We start from the raw sequence: 20,807 nt of genomic DNA, 5'->3' as shown, positions 1-20,807 counted from the left end.
TGGACAATGTTCCGGTCACTGGGCATTTCACACTCAAAACTATGTCGCTGGAAAATGAAACACCGGAAGTTGCTGGAGTTGTAGTCATGGCATCACCAAAAGCCGTGCCACAGCAGGCGCGTGCTCGCCAAACGTATGAGCGCATACTGTCTGCGACAGCGGAGGTGCTGGTGCAGGTGGGGCCAGAGCGTTTGACTACCAATTTGGTGTGTGAACAAGCTGGTTTGACCCCTCCCGCTTTGTACCGCTATTTCGCCAACAAATATGCACTGCTTGAGGCACTGGGGGAGCGTCTTACCCAAGCCCAGCGTGACGTACTGGTGGAGTGGTCCAGTGTGTCTAACCTTAGCCAAAACCCTCAGGACTTGCTCAAAAGCTTTGAAGGGTTGTTTCATAAGACCATGCAGGTGACCCTGCGTTTTTCTGCTGGGGTGCCCATCATGCGGGCAATGCGTAGCATGCCCGAGTTGCAAAGTGTTGTGATGCAATCGCATCAGCAAATTGCTGCAGTGATAGCCGCTCTTTTTGTCCAGGCGTATCCGCAAACCACGCTGCAGACTGCGCAGTTTTTGGCGCGTACGGCAATGCAAATTGGCTATTCCATGATGGAAATGCTGTTTGACGAACCACAGTTGTCCACCGAGCAGGCGGCAGCTGCGGTCGCGCGCATGGTGTTTGCGTTAGCCGAGCCAGAGATCCGCGCCAACGCGGTCGGCCTGCAAAGTCTCAACGCGCTCTCAAATTAACCCATAGCTTGAGCCAAGGCATAGAGCATGGCGTTATTGCGTGCAAAATGATGCTTAATTTATAATTATGAATTCCAAGAGCATCAATTTGGAGACTCGGCATGCCGCCCACTATCCCCCCCGCCCAACCCGCACAGGCTTCTGTGGAGTTTGAAGAACCATCCCTAGAGCAGTGGGCCAAAGCGGCAGCCAAGTCGGCCCCGGGTGGCAATGTAGACGCGCTCAATTGGCAAACGCCCGAGGGCATCACTGTCAAGCCGCTGTACACCGCCCAAGACACGGTCGACTTGCCCTACACCAACACGCTGCCGGGTTTTGCCCCCTTTCTGCGCGGCCCACAAGCCACGATGTACGCCGTGCGACCCTGGACCATCCGTCAGTACGCGGGCTTTTCCACGGCCGAAGAGTCCAATGCCTTCTATCGCAAGGCCTTGGCTGCTGGCGGTCAGGGCGTGTCCGTCGCCTTTGATCTGGCCACGCACCGCGGCTATGACAGTGATCATCCCCGCGTGTTTGGCGATGTCGGCAAAGCGGGGGTGGCCATCGATTCGGTCGAGGACATGAAGATCCTCTTCGACGGCATTCCGCTGGACAAGGTGAGTGTGTCCATGACCATGAACGGTGCAGTGCTTCCCGTGCTGGCCGGCTACGTGGTGGCGGCTGAAGAGCAGGGCGTTTCGCAAGCCCAGTTGAGCGGCACCATCCAGAACGACATCCTCAAAGAGTTCATGGTGCGCAACACCTACATCTACCCGCCCGAGCCGAGTATGCGCATCATCGGCGACATCATCGAGTACACGAGCCAGAACATGCCCAAGTTCAACTCGATCTCGATCTCGGGCTACCACATGCAGGAGGCCGGAGCCAACCAGGCGCTGGAATTGGCTTTCACCTTGGCCGATGGCAAGGAGTATGTGAAGACGGCTCTCGCCAAGGGCTTGGACGTGGACGATTTCGCCGGGCGGCTCAGCTTCTTCTGGGCCATCGGCATGAACTTCTATCTGGAGATTGCCAAGATGCGCGCCGCACGCCTGCTGTGGTGCCGCATCATGAAAGGCTTCAACGCCCAAAACCCCAAGAGCCTGATGCTGCGCACGCACTGCCAGACCAGCGGCTGGAGCTTGACCGAGCAGGACCCGTACAACAACGTGGTGCGCACCACCATCGAGGCGATGGCCGCCGTGTTTGGGGGCACACAAAGCCTGCACACCAACAGCTTTGACGAAGCGATTGCCCTGCCCACCGAATTCAGCGCCCGCATCGCCCGCAACACACAGCTCATCATCCAAGAGGAAACGCACATCACCAACGTGGTCGACCCGTGGGCGGGCAGCTACATGATGGAAAAACTCACCCAAGACATGGCCGACAAGGCCTGGGCCATCATCGAAGAGGTGGAGGCCATGGGTGGCATGACCAAAGCGGTGGACAGCGGCTGGGCCAAACTGAAGATAGAAGCCAGTGCGGCCGAGAAGCAAGCCCGCATTGACAGTGGCAAAGACGTCATCGTGGGCGTCAACAAATACAAGCTGGCCAAAGAAGACCCCATCGACATCTTGGAAGTGGACAACCACAAGGTGCGCGAGCAGCAAATAGCGCGCTTGCAGTCTATCAGGGCCAATCGGTCTGCAGAGCACGTCCAGCAAGCTCTGGCTGCTATCATTTCTGCAGCAGAATCCGGTACGGGCAATCTGCTGGATTTGAGCATCCAAGCCATTCGTTTGCGCGCCACCGTGGGCGAAGTGAGCGATGCGCTGGAAAAGGTTTACGGGCGCCACCGCGCCGATACGCAAAAGGTGACCGGAGTGTATGCAGCCGCTTACGACAGTGCCGAGGGCTGGGACAAGCTCAAGGCCGAGATAGCCCAGTTCGCCACCGAGCAAGGCCGCCGCCCACGCGTGATGATCGCCAAGCTCGGCCAAGACGGCCACGACCGGGGTGCCAAGGTGGTGGCCACCGCTTATGCCGACTTAGGGTTCGACGTGGACATGGGGCCGCTATTCCAAACGCCCGAGGAATGCGCCCGCCAAGCCATCGAGAACGACGTGCACGCCGTAGGCATCTCCACCCTGGCCGCAGGCCACAAAACACTGGTGCCCGCCATCATTGCCGAGCTGAAAAAGCAGGGCGCGGACGACATCATCGTCTTTGTGGGCGGCGTCATTCCCCGGCAGGACTACGACTTTCTGTATGAAGCGGGTGTGAAGGGCATCTACGGCCCCGGTACGCCGATTCCGGCGAGCGCCAAGGATGTGTTGGAGCAGATTAAGAAGGCGCTGGCTCCCCTGTGACGGCACACCCCTTGCTTCCCGCATTGCTGCAAGGCGCTGGCCCGGCCCAACGCCGCGCCATGGCCAAGGCCATCACGCTGCTGGAGAGCACGCGTGCCGACCACCGCGAGCAGGCCGATGCGTTGCTCAACGACTTGCTGCCGCACACCGGGCGCAGCTTGCGGCTGGGCATCAGCGGGGTGCCGGGGGTGGGCAAGAGCACGCTGATCGAATCGCTGGGGCTATTCCTCATCGAGCGCGGGCACCGCGTGGCGGTGCTGGCGGTCGATCCATCGTCCAGCGTGTCGGGCGGCTCCATATTGGGCGACAAGACACGCATGGAGCGGCTCTCGGTGCACGAGCGGGCCTTTATCCGCCCCAGCCCGAGCGGTGGCAATTTGGGCGGCGTGGCCGAGAAAACGCGCGAAGCCATGCTGGTGTGCGAGGCCGCTGGATACGACACCGTCATCGTCGAGACCGTGGGCGTCGGCCAGAGCGAAGTGGCCGTAGCGGGCATGACGGACATGTTCATCCTGCTGCAGTTGCCCAACGCGGGCGACGAGCTGCAAGCCATCAAAAAAGGCGTGATGGAACTGGCCCACTTGGTCGTCATCAACAAAGCCGACATCGATACCACTGCCACCACGCGGGCGCAGGCGCAAATCACCTCGTCGCTGCGGCTGCTGGGGCTGCAGCACCACGGGTCTGCCGACCATGCGCAGGAAGCGCAAGCCTATGGCCATGTAGCGCAGCCCTGGCAGCCCCGCGTGCTGCCCGTGAGCGCACTGCATGCCCAAGGGCTGGAGCTGCTGTGGCAGGCCGTGCAGGACTTTGTGCAGCACCAACAGCAAACAGCCGCACACCACAACCCTGACAGTAGCGCAGCCAGTACGGCCTGGGCGCAGCGCCGCCAAGCCCAAGCCCACACGTGGATGTGGGAGCGCATAGACGCAGGCCTGAAGCACTGGTTTACATCCCACCCCAGCGTGCGTGCGCTGCTGCCAGCGGTGCAGCAGCAGGTGCAGGCTGGCCAACTGGCTCCCAGCGTGGCAGCACGAAAAGTGCTCGCACAGCTTATGGATAAAGCTTAAGTAGCTATAAAAACTGTAGCAAACGAATATTTCACACACAGACCCGAGAGAGGCACACCATGCAAGACAACCTGCAACAACTCCAAGCCAAGCGCGAACAAGCGCGCTTGGGCGGTGGGCAAAAGCGCATCGACGCCCAGCACGCCAAGGGCAAGCTCACCGCGCGCGAGCGGCTCGAAGTGCTGCTGGACGAAGGCACGTTTGAAGAGTGGGACATGTTCGTCGAGCACCGCTGCACCGACTTTGGCATGGCCGATAACAAAATCCCCGGCGACGGCGTGGTGACGGGCTACGGCATGATCAACGGCCGCTTGGTTTTCGTCTTCAGCCAAGACTTCACCGTCTTTGGCGGTGCCCTGTCGGAGGCGCACGCCGAGAAGATTTGCAAGGTCATGGACCAGGCCATGAAGGTGGGTGCGCCGGTGATTGGTCTGAACGACTCGGGCGGTGCCCGCATCCAAGAGGGCGTGGCGTCTTTGGGTGGCTACGCCGATGTGTTCCAAAAGAACGTGCTGGCCAGCGGCGTGGTGCCGCAAATCAGCATGATCATGGGGCCCAGCGCGGGCGGCGCGGTGTACAGCCCGGCCATGACGGACTTTATCTTCATGGTCAAAGACAGCAGCTACATGTTTGTGACCGGCCCCGAGGTGGTGAAAACCGTCACCCACGAGGAAGTGACCGCCGAAGAGCTGGGCGGCGCCATCACCCACACCACCAAGAGCGGCGTGGCCGACCTCGCGTTCGACAACGACGTGCAAGCCCTCTTGATGATGCGCCGCTTGTTCAACTATCTGCCACTGTCCAACCGCGAAAAAGCCCCGGTGCGCAAGAGTGGCGACCCCATAGACCGCCGCGAACCCAGCCTAGACACGCTCGTACCCGACAACCCCAACAAGCCCTACGACATGAAAGAGCTCATCCTCAAGACCGTGGACGATGGGGACTTTTTCGAAATCCAGCCCGAGTACGCGCAAAACATCGTCATCGGCTTTGCCCGCATGGACGGGCAGACCGTGGGCATCGTCGCCAACCAGCCCCTCGTCTTGGCCGGGTGCTTGGACATCAAGAGCAGCATCAAGGCCGCGCGCTTTGTGCGCTTTTGCGATGCGTTCAACATCCCCGTGGTCACCTTTGTGGACGTGCCCGGCTTCATGCCCGGCACAGCCCAAGAGTACGGCGGCATCATCAAACACGGTGCCAAGCTGCTCTACGCCTACGCTGAGGCCACCGTGCCCAAGATCACCGTCATCACCCGCAAAGCCTACGGCGGCGCGTACGACGTGATGGCCAGTAAACACCTGCGCGGCGACGTGAACCTGGCCTGGCCCAACGCCGAGATCGCGGTCATGGGGGCCAAGGGCGCGGTGGAAATCATCTTCCGCGAGGACAAAAAAGACCCCACCAAACTGGCTGAGCGCGAGGCCGAATACAAAGCCCGCTTTGCCAACCCCTTCGTGGCGGCCGAGCGCGGCTACATCGACGACGTGATCCTGCCCAGCGAAACCCGCAAACGCATCTGCCGCAGCCTGATCATGCTCAAAGACAAAAAGCTGGACAACCCGTGGCGCAAGCACGGGAATATTCCACTCTAAGCACCCGAGGAGACACACACCATGTTCACCAAAATCCTGATTGCCAACCGCGGTGAAATTGCCTGCCGCGTGATTGCTACGGCCAAGAAAATGGGCATTGCCACCGTTGCGGTGTACTCAGACGCGGACAAGGATGCGCGCCATGTGCAGCTGGCGGACGAGGCGGTGCGCCTCGGGCCGCCGCCCAGCCGCGAGAGCTATTTGTTGGCGGACGCCATCATTGCCGCGTGCAAGCAGACCGGCGCGCAGGCGGTGCACCCCGGCTACGGTTTTTTGAGCGAGAACGAGGACTTTGCCAAGCGGGTGGAGGAGGCGGGCATCACCTTCATCGGGCCCAAGCACCACAGCATTGCCGCCATGGGCGACAAGATCGCGTCCAAGAAGCTGGCCAATGAGGCCAAGGTGAGCACCATTCCCGGCCACAACGAGCCTATCTTGTCGGCTGACGAGGCGGTGGGCATTGCGCAGCGCATTGGCTACCCAGTCATGATCAAAGCCAGCGCGGGCGGCGGTGGCAAAGGCTTGCGCGTGGCCTACAGCGACAAAGAGTGCTTCGAGGGCTTTACCAGCTGCCGCAACGAGGCGCGCAACAGCTTTGGCGACGACCGTGTGTTCATGGAAAAGTACGTGCAGGAGCCGCGCCACATCGAAATCCAAGTGCTGGGCGACAGCCATGGCAACGTGATTTACCTCAACGAGCGCGAGTGCTCCATCCAGCGTCGCCACCAGAAGGTGATCGAGGAAGCTCCTAGCCCCTTCATCAGCGACGAAACCCGCCGCGCCATGGGTGAGCAAGCTGTGGCGCTGGCCAAAGCGGTGCAGTACCAAAGCGCGGGCACGGTGGAGTTTGTGGTCGGCAAAGACCAAGACTTTTACTTCCTGGAGATGAACACCCGCCTGCAGGTGGAGCACCCGGTGACCGAGTGCATCACCGGGCTGGACTTGGTGGAGCTGATGATCCGCGTGGCCGCTGGCGAGAAGCTGCCGCTGGCGCAAGAGGATGTGAAGCGCGAGGGCTGGGCCATGGAGTGCCGCATCAACGCCGAAGACCCGTTCCGCAACTTCCTGCCCAGCACCGGGCGGCTGGTGCGCTTTACGCCGCCTGCGCAAACCATGTGGCAGGCCAATACCGATGCGCTCTACGGCGTGCGCGTGGACACGGGCGTGGCCGAGGGCGGCGAGATCCCCATGTACTACGACTCGATGATCGCCAAGCTCATCGTGCACGGCAAAGACCGCAACGACGCCATCGCCAAAATGCGCGCCGCGCTCAACGGCTTTGTCATTCGCGGTATCAGCAGCAACATCCCATTCCAAGCCGCGCTGCTGTCGCACCCCCACTTTGTGAGCGGGCAGTTCAACACAGGTTTTATTGCCGAGCACTACGCGGGTGGTTTTCACAGCCAGTCGGTGCAAGCGGCAGACCCGCATTTCCTCGTGGCGCTGGCCGCCTTTGTGCGGCGCAAGAGCCGCCAGCGCGCAGCCGCCATCACCGGCCAGTTGCCCGGCTACGGCGCGCCCGAGCACAACGACTGCGTGGTGGTGGGGCTGGACGCCCACGGCCTGCACAGCTACACCCCTGTGGACGTGCAAGAGTTTGAAGACGAATCGGGCTCTGCGCGGCTGCTGGTGGGCACAGCGTGCTATGTCATTCGTAGCAAATCGCGTCTGAACGACATAGCCCTGGTGGGCACGGTGAACGGCAAGCCCTTTACCGCACAGATGGAGCGCGGCGTACCCGGCAACCCACTGGGCCTGCGCATCCAGCACGACGGCGCGCGTCTGGACGCGCTGGTGCTCTCGCCCCGCCAAGCGGAGCTGCACCGCCTCATGCCGTTTAAGGCCCCGCCGGACATGAGCAAGTTCGTCCTCTCGCCCATGCCCGGCCTGCTGGTGGATGTAGCCGTGCAGCCTGGCCAAAAAGTCCAAGCGGGCGAGCGTGTGGCCGTCATCGAAGCCATGAAGATGGAAAACGTCCTCTTCGCCGCTGCTGACGGCGTGGTGGCCAAGGTGATGGCCAGCAAAGGCGAGTCGCTGGCGGTGGATCAGCCGATTGTGGAGTTTGAAAGCTAGGCCTGTGGCCTAAGGCTAGAGGGCAGGGAGAGAGAGAAGAATGAAGTTAGTCCGACGAATAAGCCTCATCGCGCTGTGCTGGGCATGCCTGTGGGCAGCCAGTACAGCAGCGCCTGCAGCCAAAGAGCTTCAAGCCCCGACGGTGCAGCAGATACAAGAGCAGCTGGATGCGCAGAAAAAAGCAGCCGACGAGCTGAAGGCAGACAACAAAGAGCTGCTGGACAGGCTCAAGGCACAAGAGTCTGCTTTGCTGGACAGGCTCAAGGCACAAGAGTCTGCTTTGCTGGAAACGCAGCGCAAGAGTATTGATTGGTGGCTAAGTGCCATAGGCATTGGTTTAACCATACTCGGCTTGGTGATCGCGGTGGGTGGTGTATTGCTTCCCTTGTATTGGCAACGATCCGAGCGGCGCAGACTTGGTGAGGCACAAGCTGAGTTCGCTCGCATGAATTCAGAAGCGAATGGATTGCTTGATAGTTTGAAAGCACATGCGGCAGATGGTGCCAAAGCAGCAGCTGACGCAACTCAGCATGCTGAAGATTCGAAAAAGACTGCTGAGGACCTCAATCGCTTAAGAGAAATGGTTCAGAGCTTCGAGTCAGTCCCCATAAAAACCGCGGATGCGTTGCCAGCGGACAGTGCCCAAGATCAGGCGCTAGTAGCTGACAACGCAGTTGCTGCTGAGGCCGCACAACAGTTAGCAGGGCAGGCCGAAGCAACGGAAGTAGACAAACTCCGTGCACGCGCCATCGCAGCCGCACAAATGGACAACCCCAGTGACGAAAAGGCACGGGAGATTTATGGGTTGTGGTCTGCGCTGACAATCATTAATCCAGAAGATAGCGGGGCCCAATTCAACAGTGGTTATTGGGCGCAAGAGTTGTACAAACGGGATGCTTTACCTGGGCGGCAACATTGGTTTGATGCACTTGGGAAACACTACAGTCAGAGGTTGCTTCTCGGCAAAAATGGGCATGCTGCGGCCTACAACTGGGGCAATGCGCTGAAGAACGAAGCCCAAGCCATCCGCGAGAAAGACTTGGACACAGCACGTGCTTTGTGGAAGGCGGCGGGTGAGAAATACGAGCTGGCGTTAAACATCAAGAAAGACAAGCACGAAGCAGCCAACAACTGGGGTCTTGCGTTGGCTAACGAAGCCCAAGCCATCCGCGAGAAAGACTTGGACACAGCACGTGCTTTGTGGAAGGCGGCGGGTGAGAAATACGAGCTGGCGCTAGCCATCAAGCCAGACATGCACGAAGCAGCCTACAACTGGGGTCTTGCGTTGGCTTACGAAGCCCAAGCCATCCGCGAGAAAGACTTAGACGCAGCGCGTGCTTTGTGGAAGGCGGCGGGTGAGAAATACGCGCTGGCGTTGGACATCAAAAAAGACAATCACGAAGCCGCTAGCAATTGGGGCAGTGCGTTGGATGACGAAGCCCAAGCCATCAACGAGAAAGACTTGGACGCAGCGCGTGCTTTGTGGAAAACAGCGGGTGAGAAATACGCGCTGGCGTTGGACATCAAAAAAGACAATCACGAAGCCGCTAGCAATTGGGGCAGTGCACTTATTCATGAGTTTCATGCTTTGTCTGCTGATGCGGAAGTAGACCGCAAGCAACTGCTAGGTCAAGCTGAAGCGCTTCTAAGTAAGCATGCATCTATGGATGAAGGAGGCCGCATGAAGTGCTCTTACAACTTAGCCTGCGTGTACAGCTTGCAAGGCAATGTAATCAAAGCAGTAGAGCAACTAGAAATATGCCGAGTTGCTAATGAGTTGCCCAGCCACTGGCGCACAGATGATGATTTCGCCCTCATCCGCTCCACCCCCGAATACCAAGCTTGGGTTCAACAGCACAAGGACACCGAATGACTACCCCTAACCCTGACCGCCCCTTCAAAGTCCTGGGCATCCAGCAAGTCGCCATTGGCGGGCTGGACAAGCAGCAGTTGCGCACGCTGTGGGTGGACAAGCTGGGGCTCACGCCCAAGGGCACGTTCAAGAGTGCCAGCGAGAACGTGGACGAGGACATATTGGCGCTGGGCCATGGCGCGCACGAGGTGGAGGTGGACCTGATGCAGCCCATGGACCCGGACAAAAAGCCCGCCGTGCACGCTACGCCGCTCAACCACATAGGCCTGTGGGTGGACGACCTGCCGCTGGCCGTGCAGTGGCTCACGGCGCAGGGGGTGCGCTTTGCACCCGGTGGCATACGCCGTGGCGCGTCGGGGCATGACATTTGTTTTATCCACCCCAAGAGCAATGCCGAGTTCCCGGTGGCGGGAGAAGGCGTACTCATTGAGCTAGTGCAAGCTCCGCCGGAGGTAATGGCTGTGTTGACCTAGTTTTGTCAGGCTAGGTTCAGCAGCGGGCGGCAGAGTGATTTCCACCTACAAAAAAACGAGGAGACTGCCATGACCGATGTATCTACCGCGTCTTACGCGGAGTTTTACCGCCGCTCTATCGATGAGCGCGACGCCTTTTGGGCCGAGCAGGCCGAGCTGATTGACTGGCACACGCCGGTAGAGCAGGTGTGTGACTACAGCAACCCGCCGTTTGCGCGCTGGTTTGTGGGCGGCACGACCAACCTGTGCCACAACGCGGTGGATCGGCATTTGCCAGAGCGGGCCGGGCAGCGGGCGCTGATTGCCATATCGACCGAAACGAATACCGAGCGTGTGTACACCTATGCCGAACTGCACGCGGAGGTGCAGCGCATGGCGGCCATTTTGCAAAGCTTTGGCGTGCAAAAGGGCGATAGGGTGCTGATCTACATGCCCATGGTGGCTGAGGCCTGCTTTGCCATGCTGGCCTGCGTGCGCATTGGGGCCATCCACTCGGTGGTGTTTGGCGGCTTTGCGTCGGCGGCGCTGGCCTCGCGCATTGAGGATGCGCAGCCCACGGTCATCGTCAGCAGCGATGCCGGCTCGCGTGGGGGCAAGGTGGTGCCTTACAAGCCGCTGCTGGACGAGGCTATTGCCCTCTCAAGCCACCAACCTGCCAAGGTGGTGATGGTGAACCGGGGCTTGGCACCGTACGCCAGTGTGCCGGGGCGCGACGAGGACTACGCCACGCTGCGCCAGCGCTATAGGGATGCGCAAGTGCCCTGCGTGTGGGTGGACAGCACCCACCCCAGCTACACCCTGTACACCAGCGGCACTACGGGCAGACCCAAGGGCGTGCAGCGCGATACGGGCGGCTACGCGGTGGCGCTGGCGGCCAGCATGCGCCACATTTATTGCGGCAAACCGGGGGAGACGTATTTCTCCACGTCCGACATTGGCTGGGTGGTAGGACACAGTTACATCATTTACGCACCGCTTATTAGCGGCATGGCGACCATCCTGTACGAGGGCTTGCCGATTTGCCCGGATGCGGGCATTTGGTGGAGCTTGGTGGAGAAGTACCAAGTCACCGTCATGTTCAGTGCGCCCACGGCCATACGGGTGCTGAAAAAGCACGATCCGGCGTTGCTGACCAAGTACAAGCTGTCGTCGCTGCGGGCTTTGTTCTTAGCGGGGGAGCCGCTGGATGAGCCCACCGCGCAGTGGATTGCGCAGGCGCTGGGCAAGCCCATCATCGACAACTACTGGCAGACCGAGACGGGCTGGCCCATTCTGACCATTTGCAATGGGGTGGAGCAGGCACCGAGCAAGTTGGGCTCGCCGGGCAAGGCGGTGTATGGTTACCACGTCAAGCTGCTGGACGAATCCACGGGCGAGGAGCTGACGGGCGCTAACCAAAAAGGCGTGGTGGCCATAGAGGGGCCGCTGCCACCGGGCTGCATGCAAACCGTTTGGCGCGACGATGCGCGTTTTGTCAAAACCTACTGGAGCAGCATCCCCGGCAAGCTGGTGTACAGCACCTTCGACTGGGGCATACGCGACGAGGATGGCTACTTTTTCATCCTAGGCCGCACGGACGATGTGATTAACGTGGCGGGCCATCGACTGGGTACGCGTGAGATTGAGGAGGCGATTTCGGGCCACCCCAATATCTCGGAAGTGGCGGTGGTGGGCGTGGCCGACCAGCTCAAGGGCCAAGTGGCAGTGGCCTTTGCCGTGCCCAAAGACGGCAGCGTGCTGGCCACCCCGGCAGGGCACACGCAGTTGGAGGCCGAGGTGATGAAAACCGTGGACAGCACCATAGGCGCGGTAGGGCGGCCAGCGCGGGTGCAGTTTGTTCAGGTGCTACCGAAAACCCGCAGTGGCAAGCTGCTGCGCCGCGCCATCCAAGCGGTGTGCGAGGGGCGCGATCCGGGCGATTTGTCCACCATGGATGACCCCAGCGCCCTGCAGGCGATACGGGATTTACAGAAACCTTAAAAGCGCCGATATTGCTAAAGGTTTGGTTTTAGGGTGCAACAGTGGCACAATCGACGGTTCGTGAACAACGGCCCTTCCACAGCCACTGTCGCATCCGCCAATCGGTTCAGCCGTGTCGCGGAAGGTTTTTTTTAACCAGCTAAATGCTCCCTGCAGGGGGGCGGAGGTAGCGAAATATGAGTGAAACAGCGTCCAAAGGCGCAGGTGCGGCAGCGTCCGTATACCAAGCCTACCAGGGCAATACCTACCTGTTCGGTGGTAATGCTCCGTACGTCGAAGAGATGTACGAAAACTATCTAGCCAACCCCGGTAGCGTGCCAGACAATTGGCGCGAATACTTTGATGCACTTCAACATGTGCCCGCATCGGACGGTACCGATGCCAAAGACGTGCCGCACATGCCTGTCATCAACGCTTTCGCTGAGCGCGCCAAACAAGGCATCAGCCAAGTGGTTATGGCCACAGGTGCTGACTCTGAAATGGGTCGCAAGCGCACCGCTGTGCAACAACTCATCGCTGCTTACCGCAACGTCGGCAACCGCTGGGCCGACATCGATCCCCTCAAGCGCACCGAGCGCCCCAATATTCCTGAGCTGGAGCCCAGCTTCTACGGCTTCAAGGACGCTGATCAGGAAACCGTATTCAACATTTCCAACACCTTCTTTGGTCGTGAGTCTCTGAGCCTGCGTGAGCTGCTCAACGCTTTGCGCGAGACGTATTGCGGCACCATCGGTGTGGAATACATGCACACCTCTGACCAGGTGGAAAAGCGCTGGTGGCAACAAAAGCTGGAAAGCATTCGCAGCAAGCCCCAGTTCAACGCCGAGAAGAAAAAGCACATTCTGGAGCGCCTGACCGCTGCAGAAGGTTTGGAGCGCTACCTGCACACCAAGTACGTGGGCCAAAAGCGCTTCTCGCTGGAAGGTGGCGAGAGCTTTATTGCTGCGATGGACGAGCTGATCCAACTGGGCGGCGAGAAGGGCGTGCAAGAAGTCGTGATCGGCATGGCCCACCGTGGCCGTCTGAACGTGCTGGTGAACACCCTGGGCAAGATGCCCAAGGATTTGTTTGCCGAGTTCGACCACACAGCCCCTGAAGAGCTGCCTGCTGGTGACGTGAAGTACCACCAAGGTTTCAGCTCGGACGTGACCACCGCTGGTGGCCCCGTCCACCTGAGCTTGGCCTTTAACCCCTCCCACTTGGAAATCGTCAACCCGGTGGTGGAAGGCTCTTCCCGCGCCCGTATGGATCGCCGTGGCGATACCCTGGGCAACCAAGTGCTGCCCGTGCTGGTGCACGGTGACGCGGCCTTTGGCGGTCAAGGCGTGAACCAAGAAACCCTGGCATTGGCCCAAACCCGTGGTTACACCACGGGCGGCACCGTGCACTTCATCATCAACAACCAGATCGGTTTCACCACCTCTGACCCACGCGATATGCGCTCCAGCGTGTACTGCACTGACATCGTGAAGATGGTGGAAGCGCCTGTATTGCACGTAAACGGCGATGATCCAGAAGCCGTGGTGTTGGCTACCCGCTTGGCCTTGGAATACCGCATGGAATTCCGCCAAGACGTGGTGGTGGACATTGTGTGCTTCCGCAAACTGGGCCACAACGAGCAAGACACCCCCAGCCTGACCCAGCCGCTGATGTACAAGAAGATCACAGCCCACCCTGGCACCCGCAAGCTGTACGCCGACAAGCTGTCGGCCCAAGGCTTGGGCGCTACCTTGGGCGAGGACTTGTCCAAAGCTTACCGTGCTGCCATGGACGAAGGCCGCCACACCGTGGACCCTGTGCTGACCAACTTCAAGAGCAAGTACGCTGTGGACTGGTCTCCCTTCTTGGGCAAGAAGTGGACGGACGCTGCCGACACCGCTATTCCGCTGACCGAGTGGAAGCGTTTGGCTGAGCGCATCACCACGCTGCCTGCTACCGTAACCCCCCACATGCTGGTGAAGAAGGTCTACGAAGACCGCGCTGCCATGGGCCGTGGTGAGGTGAATGTGGACTGGGGCATGGGCGAGCACATGGCTTTCGCCTCCTTGGTGGCCAGCGGTTACCCGGTGCGTTTGTCGGGTGAAGACTGCGGTCGCGGTACCTTTACCCACCGCCATGCTGTGATTCACGACCAAAACCGTGAAAAGTGGGACACAGGCACCTACGTGCCGCTGCAAAACGTGTCGGACAACCAAGCACCGTTTGTGGTGATTGACTCCATCCTGTCCGAAGAAGCGGTGCTGGCGTTCGAATATGGCTACGCCTCCAACGATCCCAACACCTTGGTGATCTGGGAAGCCCAGTTCGGCGACTTTGCCAACGGCGCTCAAGTGGTGATCGACCAGTTCATCGCCTCTGGTGAAGTGAAGTGGGGCCGTGTCAATGGCTTGACCATGATGCTGCCACACGGCTACGAAGGCCAAGGCCCAGAGCACAGCTCGGCCCGTCTGGAGCGCTTCATGCAGTTGGCCGCCGATGCCAACATGCAAATCGTGCAGCCCACAACTGCCAGCCAGATCTTCCACGTGCTGCGTCGCCAGATGGTGCGCAACCTGCGCAAGCCACTGGTTATCTTCACACCCAAGAGCTTGCTGCGCAACAAGGACGCTACATCGCCACTGTCTGAGTTCACCAAGGGTGGCTTCCAGACCGTGATCGGTGATACCGCTGAGCTCAAGGCCGAGAAGGTTAAGCGCGTGATCTGCTGCTCTGGCAAGGTCTATTACGACTTGGTCAAGAAGCGTGCAGAGAAGGGTACTGACGATGTGGCCATCATCCGCGTGGAACAGCTCTACCCCTTCCCACACAAGGCGTTTGCTGCCGAGTTGAAGAAGTACCCCAACCTGAGCGACATCGTGTGGTGCCAAGACGAACCCCAGAACCAAGGCGCTTGGTTCTTCATCCAGCACCAAATCCACGAAAACATGGCCGAAGGCCAGAAGCTCGGTTACGCCGGTCGCGCTGCGTCCGCTTCGCCTGCTGTGGGTTACTCCCACCTGCACGTGGAGCAGCAAAAGGCGCTGGTGGAAGCCGCTTTCGCCAAGCTCAAAGGCTTTGTGCTGACCAAGTAAGCACGCAGCTAAGCAAGTTTTATTGAATTACGGAAAGAATTGATATGGCAATCGTAGAAGTAAAGGTTCCACAGCTGTCTGAATCCGTGGCGGAAGCCACTTTGCTGCAGTGGAAGAAAAAAGTCGGCGAAGCAGTGGCTGCTGACGAGATCCTGATCGACATCGAAACCGACAAGGTGGTGCTCGAAGTGCCCGCTCCCAGTGCTGGTGTGCTGGTGGAGTTGGTGGTGGGCGATGGCGGCACCGTGGTGTCTGACCAGTTGATCGCCCGCATCGACACCGCCGCTACGGCCGGTGCGGTGGCCGCTCCTGCCGCCGCTGCTCCTGCTGCAGCACCCGCAGCGGCTGCGCCTGCAGCTACTGCTCCCGCTGACAACAGCAAGGCTGGCGTGGCCATGCCCGCTGCTGCCAAGTTGATGGCAGACAACGGTTTGGCTGCTGGCTCTGTGGCTGGTACTGGCAAAGATGGCCGCGTGACCAAGGGTGATGTGTTGGCGGCTGTCGCTGCTCCTAAGCCAGCTCCTGCTGCGGCTATCCCCACTGGCGTACCTACTACAGCGCTGCCCCAAGTGGCTGCATCAAGCAGCTTGCACTTGGGCGACCGCCCAGAGCAGCGCGTGCCCATGAGCCGTCTGCGCGCACGTGTGGCTGAGCGTCTGCTGCAATCGCAAGCGACCAACGCCATCTTGACCACGTTCAACGAAGTGAACATGGCCCCTGTGATGGATCTGCGCAAGAAGTTCCAAGACAGCTTCACCAAAGAACACGGCGTGAAGTTGGGCTTCATGTCCTTCTTCGTCAAGGCTGCTGTGCACGCTCTGAAGAAGTACCCCGTGTTGAATGCGTCTGTGGATGGCAACGACATCGTGTACCACGGCTATTTCGACATCGGTATCGCGGTGGGTTCCCCACGCGGTTTGGTGGTGCCTATCCTGCGCAACGCCGACCAAATGAGCTTTGCCGACATCGAGAAGAAGATTGCCGAATTCGGTCAAAAGGCCAAGGACGGCAAGCTGGGCATTGAAGAAATGACTGGCGGTACCTTCTCCATCTCCAACGGCGGTACTTTCGGCTCCATGCTGTCTACCCCCATCATCAACCCACCGCAATCGGCTATCTTGGGCGTGCACGCCACCAAGGACCGCGCTGTGGTGGAGAACGGCCAGATCGTCATTCGCCCCATCAACTACTTGGCCATGAGCTACGACCACCGCATCATCGATGGTCGCGAAGCCGTGCTGGGCTTGGTGGCCATGAAGGATGCGCTGGAAGATCCAGCCCGTTTGCTGTTTGATATTTGATTGAAGCGCGTTAATGCCACACCTGACGATAGAGGTATCAGAGAATCTTCGAGATTGCTTCAGGCATGTTGATTTGCTGGCATCAGCACATCAGGCAGTGCTTGGGTCTGGGATTTTTGAAGGTCCTGATGTGAAGAGTCGGCTGGTGTGGCGCGAACATTTTTTAGTAGGCCGATCTGGTACTAATGAAGGATTCGCACATGCTTCGCTGGCACTTCTCTCTGGAAGAACGCAAGAGCAGTGTGACCAACTTGCAAATGGGGTGGTTGCTGCCATTCAGGCGTGTTTGCCTCAAGGCTTTAACTTGCCGTTGCAAGTGAGTTGTGAAGTGCGAGAAATGAACCGGAACGGCTACGCCAAAGCCGTTCTTATTGATTGAAAGAAACTCTATGAGCAAGCAATTTGACGTGGTCGTCATCGGCGGCGGCCCTGGCGGTTACATCGCGGCGATTCGCGCGGCCCAACTGGGCTTTAACGTGGCCTGTATCGATGAGTGGAAGAACGCTGCAGGGGGCCCCGCTCCCGGTGGTACTTGCACCAACGTGGGCTGCATTCCCTCGAAGGCGCTGCTGCAGTCGAGCGAGCACTTTGAGCACGCAACCCACCACTTCGCTGAGCACGGTATTTCTACCGGCGAAGTGAAGATGGATGTGGCCAAGATGATTGGCCGCAAGGACACCGTGGTCAAGCAAAACAACGATGGCATCTTGTACCTGTTCAAGAAGAACAAGGTCACCTTCTTCCACGGCCGTGGTTCTTTCGTGGCAGCCAAAGATGGCGCTTACGAGATCAAGGTCGCGGGCAAGGACGAAGAAGTCATCACTGCCAAGCAAGTGATCGTGGCGACGGGTTCCTCTGCACGCCAATTGCCTACAGCACCATTTGACGAAGAAACCATTTTGTCCAACGACGGTGCATTGCGCGTTGGCGCTGTGCCCAAGAAGCTGGGGGTGATTGGTTCCGGCGTGATTGGTTTGGAAATGGGCAGCGTATGGCGCCGTTTGGGAGCGGAAGTCACCATTTTGGAAGCTATGCCGACTTTCCTCGGTGCAGCGGACGAGAGCGTGGCCAAGGAAGCGCTCAAGTTGTTCACCAAGCAAGGTCTGAAGATCGAACTGGGCGTGAAGATTGGCGATATCAAGTCCGGCAAGAAGGGCGTGAGCATTGCTTACACCAGTGCCAAGGGCGAAGCCCAAACACTGGACGTGGACAAGCTGATCGTCTCTATCGGTCGTGTGCCCAACACAGTGGGCCTGAACCCTGAATCCGTGGGCTTGAAGCTTGACGAGCGTGGCGCGATTGTGGTGGACGACGAGTGCCGCACCAACTTGCCCGGCGTGTGGGCGGTGGGTGACGTGGTGCGCGGCCCCATGCTGGCACACAAGGCGGAAGAAGAGGGCGTTGCCGTGGCCGAGCGCATTGCTGGCCAACACGGTCACGTCAACTTCGCCACTATTCCTTGGGTGATCTACACCAGCCCGGAAATCGCTTGGGTTGGCAAGACTGAGCAGCAGCTCAAAGCCGAAGGCGTGGCGTACAAGGCGGGGCAATTCCCCTTCTTGGCCAATGGTCGCGCCCGCGCTTTGGGCGACACCTCTGGTTTCGTCAAGTTCTTGGCCGATGCCAAGACCGATGAAATCTTGGGCGTGCACATCATCGGCCCCATGGCTTCGGAGTTGATCTCTGAAGCCGTGGTGGCGATGGAGTTCAAGGCGTCGGCCGAAGACATCGCACGCATTTGCCACGCCCACCCTTCTTTGAGTGAAGCCACCAAAGAAGCTGCGCTGGCTGTGGACAAGCGTACCCTGAACTTCTAAGTAGTTCTCTAGGGGTGAAAATAGCTGCTACAGCCCGTGGATAGGGCTGTGGCAGCTATTGTTTTTATAGCACGTCAATACCATGCAAAGCGTTGAACAGGTTTACCAAGCGGAGTTGGCCGCCCGCGGTTTTCAGGCTGATGCAGCCCAGCTGCGTGCCGTGCAGGCGCTAGACCGCTGTGTCAGTGAATGGCGCGAATACAAAAACCAGCGATCCAATACCCTTAAGAAATGGCTCAACCGACCCGATATCCCTAAGGGAATCTACATGTACGGTGGAGTGGGGCGTGGCAAAAGCTTTCTCATGGACTGTTTTTACAGTGCGGTGCCGATTCAGCGCAAAACGCGCTTGCACTTCCATGAGTTCATGCGTGAGGTGCACCGCGAATTGGCGCTCTTACAAGGCACGGTCAATCCACTGGACGAACTGGGGCGGCGCATTGCCAAGCGCTATCGATTAATCTGTTTTGACGAGTTTCACGTGGCTGATATTACCGACGCGATGATCTTGCACCGACTGCTCGATGCGCTGTTTGCCAACGGCGTAGGGCTGGTCACGACGTCGAACTTCCGCCCCGATGACCTGTATCCCAACGGTTTACACCGTGACCGCATCTTGCCAGCGATTGATTTGCTCAACGCCAAGCTGGAAGTCATCAATGTGGACAACGGCACGGATTACCGTCTGCGGTCGTTGGAGCACGTGAAGCTCTACCACACCCCCTTGGGTGCGCAGTCGGATGCGGCCATGCGTGAGGCCTTTGCCAAGGTAGCAGACCACCAAGATGAAGACCCCTTGCTGCACATTGAGGCACGCGAATTGCGTGCATTGCGCCGTGCAGGTGGGGTGGTGTGGTTCGATTTCAAAACGCTGTGCGGTGGCCCGCGTTCGCAAAACGACTACTTGGAGTTGGCCAATCGCTTCCACACCGTCTTTGTGAGCGATGTGCCGTACATGCCGGTCAAGATGGCATCGGAAGCCCGTCGTTTTACTTGGCTGGTGGATGTGCTGTACGACCGCCGCGTCAAGTTGGTGATGTCGGCTGCTGTTCCACCCGAAGAGTTGTACACCGAGGGGCCATTGGCCCATGAGTTTGTGCGCACGGTCTCGCGCTTGAACGAAATGCAGTCGCAGGAGTTCTTGGCGTTAGAGCGTCGCGAGGTATTGACGGAGTTGACATGAAAGCGTGGCCATTGCTGCTAGCTGGTTTGTTGGTATGTGCATGCGCATCGGCCCAAGCGGACGATGAGACAGCTTTGCATCGGGAGCGTACTCAACTAGAGCAGCAGTGGCGTGCCGAAATGGACGTTTGTGCCCAGCGTTTTGCGGTGACACACTGCCAAACATTGGCCACTGAGCGCTACAACGCACAAGACCGTGTTTTGGCCAATCGTTTGTTGGATTTGCACAGGCAGCAGCGCATGCAGCGTGCCCAAGACAAGCGCAATGAATTGGAACAGCGCGAAGAGGAATTCCAGCAGGAGTTGCTAAAGCGTAGCCAAAGCAAGTTGGGAGATATTCCCAACGCGAATGCGCGCAACGCGCTGGTGCAAGCAGAAGTGAAGCGTTTGTTGGTATCGGCGAACCCTGACCGCCAACTCAGCATCGAGCAGCAAGCGCGCGCTGCATATGAGCGCAAGATGGCCGAAGTGCAACAGAGGCGTGTGGCCAGAGACAAGCGCTTGGCCGATGTAGGTGGTGACTTGCAACTCTTGCCCACCCCTTGAACAGGCTGTGGGGCTAGAGGGCCGTTGTCAGGACTTGGTCAGATGTTCGACTTTGATAATCGCTACTGACAGGTTGTCGCCCCCACCTTGGGCGCGTGTGCGTGCTTTGGCAATCAAAAATTCGGTGGCTTCTCGGGGGGTGAGTTCGGCAATCACCGTGCCCAGTTCGGCATTGTTGAAGTAGTGCCATACACCATCGCTGCACACCATCAGCGCATCGCCGGGTTTGAGTTGGCTGATGGTGTGTGTTTCCACTGGAGGCTCACTTTCAGTGCCTAAGCAGCTCAGCAAAATATTCGATTGCGGATGCACCATCGCCTGTTCTTCGGTCAGTTCGCCTTTGTTGACCAACGTTTGCACGTAAGAGTGATCCAGTGTGCGTTTGACCAGTTTTTTGCCACGGAAATGGTAGATGCGAGAGTCCCCGGCGTGGGCCCAGTAGCAGTCTCCTTCGGGGTGAATGAGTATGGTGGCAATGGTGCTGTGTGGTTCTTCTTCTGCTGATATGGCGGTAAGCCGAATCACCATGTGGGCTTCGTTGACAATTTGCTTGAGAAGGCCTTGTGGGTCGTCTGTTTCAGGGGCGTAGCTGTCGAACAATTGTTTGGCAGTCAGCATTACTTGGTCGGAAGCTTTTCTACCACCACTGCGCCCGCCCATGCCGTCTGCAACGACTGCCATGAGGCAGCCATTGACTCGAGCATGTTTGAGCAGTGCAACTTGATCTTGTTGGTACTCCCGGTCACCCTTGTGAATGCCGGTAGATGCGGAGATACGAAACCCTGTAGACAT

14 protein-coding genes and 1 pseudogene are annotated in these 20,807 nt (G+C 59.0%); 14 read left to right on the top strand and 1 reads right to left on the bottom strand.

All coding sequences use genetic code 11. The features are described 5' to 3' along the window. Positions 1 to 86 precede the first annotated feature (86 nt). The 14 genes and pseudogenes from KIK84_RS09985 to KIK84_RS09920 all read left to right on the top strand — a co-directional run bounded on the left by KIK84_RS09985 (position 87) and on the right by KIK84_RS09920 (position 20,015). On the top strand, positions 87 to 746 hold the full coding sequence (locus tag KIK84_RS09985) for a TetR/AcrR family transcriptional regulator (RefSeq protein ID WP_214122949.1): 660 nt from the start codon (positions 87 to 89) through the stop codon (positions 744 to 746). A gap of 101 nt (positions 747 to 847) precedes the next feature. After that, the gene (gene scpA, locus KIK84_RS09980; protein WP_250207908.1) at positions 848 to 3,037 is read left to right on the top strand and encodes a methylmalonyl-CoA mutase; all 2,190 of its coding nucleotides are present in this window, start codon (positions 848 to 850) and stop codon (positions 3,035 to 3,037) included. Beyond that, positions 3,034 to 4,107, top strand: a complete 1,074-nt coding sequence (gene meaB, locus KIK84_RS09975; protein WP_214122948.1) for a methylmalonyl Co-A mutase-associated GTPase MeaB — start codon at positions 3,034 to 3,036, stop codon at positions 4,105 to 4,107. The genes scpA and meaB overlap by 4 nt, the downstream gene beginning before the upstream one ends. A 59-nt stretch (positions 4,108 to 4,166) precedes the next feature. Beyond that, positions 4,167 to 5,699: an acyl-CoA carboxylase subunit beta gene (locus KIK84_RS09970; RefSeq protein WP_214122947.1), complete on the top strand. Its 1,533-nt coding sequence runs from the start codon at positions 4,167 to 4,169 to the stop codon at positions 5,697 to 5,699. Positions 5,700 to 5,720: 21 nt separating this feature from the next. Next, complete coding sequence (gene accC / locus KIK84_RS09965; protein ID WP_214122946.1) at positions 5,721 to 7,772, top strand: acetyl-CoA carboxylase biotin carboxylase subunit; 2,052 nt, start codon at positions 5,721 to 5,723, stop codon at positions 7,770 to 7,772. A 40-nt stretch (positions 7,773 to 7,812) separates the two neighbouring features. After that, positions 7,813 to 9,645, top strand: a complete 1,833-nt coding sequence (locus KIK84_RS09960) for a TPR end-of-group domain-containing protein (protein ID WP_214122945.1) — start codon at positions 7,813 to 7,815, stop codon at positions 9,643 to 9,645. Then, positions 9,642 to 10,118, top strand: coding sequence for a VOC family protein (locus KIK84_RS09955; protein WP_214122944.1), 477 nt, complete (start codon positions 9,642 to 9,644; stop codon positions 10,116 to 10,118). Before KIK84_RS09960 ends, KIK84_RS09955 begins: the two co-directional genes overlap by 4 nt. Before the next feature lie 33 nt (positions 10,119 to 10,151). Beyond that, positions 10,152 to 12,098 (top strand): annotated as a pseudogene (locus KIK84_RS09950) (propionate--CoA ligase); the annotation flags it as partial. A 176-nt stretch (positions 12,099 to 12,274) separates the two neighbouring features. Next, positions 12,275 to 15,169: a 2-oxoglutarate dehydrogenase E1 component gene (locus KIK84_RS09945; protein WP_214122942.1), complete on the top strand. Its 2,895-nt coding sequence runs from the start codon at positions 12,275 to 12,277 to the stop codon at positions 15,167 to 15,169. 44 nt (positions 15,170 to 15,213) lie between these two features. Further along, complete coding sequence (odhB, locus tag KIK84_RS09940) at positions 15,214 to 16,470, top strand: 2-oxoglutarate dehydrogenase complex dihydrolipoyllysine-residue succinyltransferase (RefSeq protein ID WP_214122941.1); 1,257 nt, start codon at positions 15,214 to 15,216, stop codon at positions 16,468 to 16,470. Positions 16,471 to 16,483: 13 nt separating this feature from the next. Beyond that, positions 16,484 to 16,849, top strand: coding sequence for a 5-carboxymethyl-2-hydroxymuconate Delta-isomerase (locus KIK84_RS09935; RefSeq protein WP_214122940.1), 366 nt, complete (start codon positions 16,484 to 16,486; stop codon positions 16,847 to 16,849). Positions 16,850 to 16,859: 10 nt separating this feature from the next. After that, positions 16,860 to 18,287 (top strand): dihydrolipoyl dehydrogenase, encoded by a 1,428-nt coding sequence (gene lpdA / locus KIK84_RS09930; RefSeq protein WP_214122939.1) that lies wholly within the window; start codon positions 16,860 to 16,862, stop codon positions 18,285 to 18,287. Positions 18,288 to 18,369: 82 nt separating this feature from the next. Further along, entirely contained in the window at positions 18,370 to 19,470 is a 1,101-nt protein-coding gene (zapE, locus tag KIK84_RS09925) for a cell division protein ZapE (protein WP_214122938.1), read from the top strand. Continuing rightward, a complete protein-coding gene (locus tag KIK84_RS09920) occupies positions 19,467 to 20,015 on the top strand; it encodes a hypothetical protein (protein ID WP_214122937.1) in 549 nt (182 codons plus the stop codon). Before zapE ends, KIK84_RS09920 begins: the two co-directional genes overlap by 4 nt. 27 nt (positions 20,016 to 20,042) lie before the next feature. Here KIK84_RS09920 and KIK84_RS09915 read toward each other — a convergent pair whose 3' ends face one another. Beyond that, a complete protein-coding gene (locus KIK84_RS09915; RefSeq protein ID WP_214122936.1) occupies positions 20,043 to 20,807 on the bottom strand; it encodes a PP2C family protein-serine/threonine phosphatase in 765 nt (254 codons plus the stop codon).

It is taken from the genome of Curvibacter sp. CHRR-16 (assembly GCF_018474005.1).
Classification (GTDB): domain Bacteria; phylum Pseudomonadota; class Gammaproteobacteria; order Burkholderiales; family Burkholderiaceae_C; genus Allorhodoferax.
This window is presented reverse-complemented; position numbering and strand designations above follow the sequence as displayed.

What these genes read in the sequence shown, in the direction of transcription:
- KIK84_RS09985 (WP_214122949.1), top strand. Translation starts at nt 87, where the DNA reads ATGGCATCACCAAAAGCCGTGCCACAGCAGGCGCGTGCTCGCCAAACG.
- scpA (WP_250207908.1), top strand. Translation starts at nt 848, where the DNA reads ATGCCGCCCACTATCCCCCCCGCCCAACCCGCACAGGCTTCTGTGGAG.
- KIK84_RS09970 (WP_214122947.1), top strand. Translation starts at nt 4,167, where the DNA reads ATGCAAGACAACCTGCAACAACTCCAAGCCAAGCGCGAACAAGCGCGC.
- accC (WP_214122946.1), top strand. Translation starts at nt 5,721, where the DNA reads ATGTTCACCAAAATCCTGATTGCCAACCGCGGTGAAATTGCCTGCCGC.
- KIK84_RS09960 (WP_214122945.1), top strand. Translation starts at nt 7,813, where the DNA reads ATGAAGTTAGTCCGACGAATAAGCCTCATCGCGCTGTGCTGGGCATGC.
- KIK84_RS09955 (WP_214122944.1), top strand. Translation starts at nt 9,642, where the DNA reads ATGACTACCCCTAACCCTGACCGCCCCTTCAAAGTCCTGGGCATCCAG.
- KIK84_RS09945 (WP_214122942.1), top strand. Translation starts at nt 12,275, where the DNA reads ATGAGTGAAACAGCGTCCAAAGGCGCAGGTGCGGCAGCGTCCGTATAC.
- odhB (WP_214122941.1), top strand. Translation starts at nt 15,214, where the DNA reads ATGGCAATCGTAGAAGTAAAGGTTCCACAGCTGTCTGAATCCGTGGCG.
- KIK84_RS09935 (WP_214122940.1), top strand. Translation starts at nt 16,484, where the DNA reads ATGCCACACCTGACGATAGAGGTATCAGAGAATCTTCGAGATTGCTTC.
- lpdA (WP_214122939.1), top strand. Translation starts at nt 16,860, where the DNA reads ATGAGCAAGCAATTTGACGTGGTCGTCATCGGCGGCGGCCCTGGCGGT.
- zapE (WP_214122938.1), top strand. Translation starts at nt 18,370, where the DNA reads ATGCAAAGCGTTGAACAGGTTTACCAAGCGGAGTTGGCCGCCCGCGGT.
- KIK84_RS09920 (WP_214122937.1), top strand. Translation starts at nt 19,467, where the DNA reads ATGAAAGCGTGGCCATTGCTGCTAGCTGGTTTGTTGGTATGTGCATGC.
- KIK84_RS09915 (WP_214122936.1), bottom strand. Translation starts at nt 20,807, where the DNA reads ATGTCTACAGGGTTTCGTATCTCCGCATCTACCGGCATTCACAAGGGT.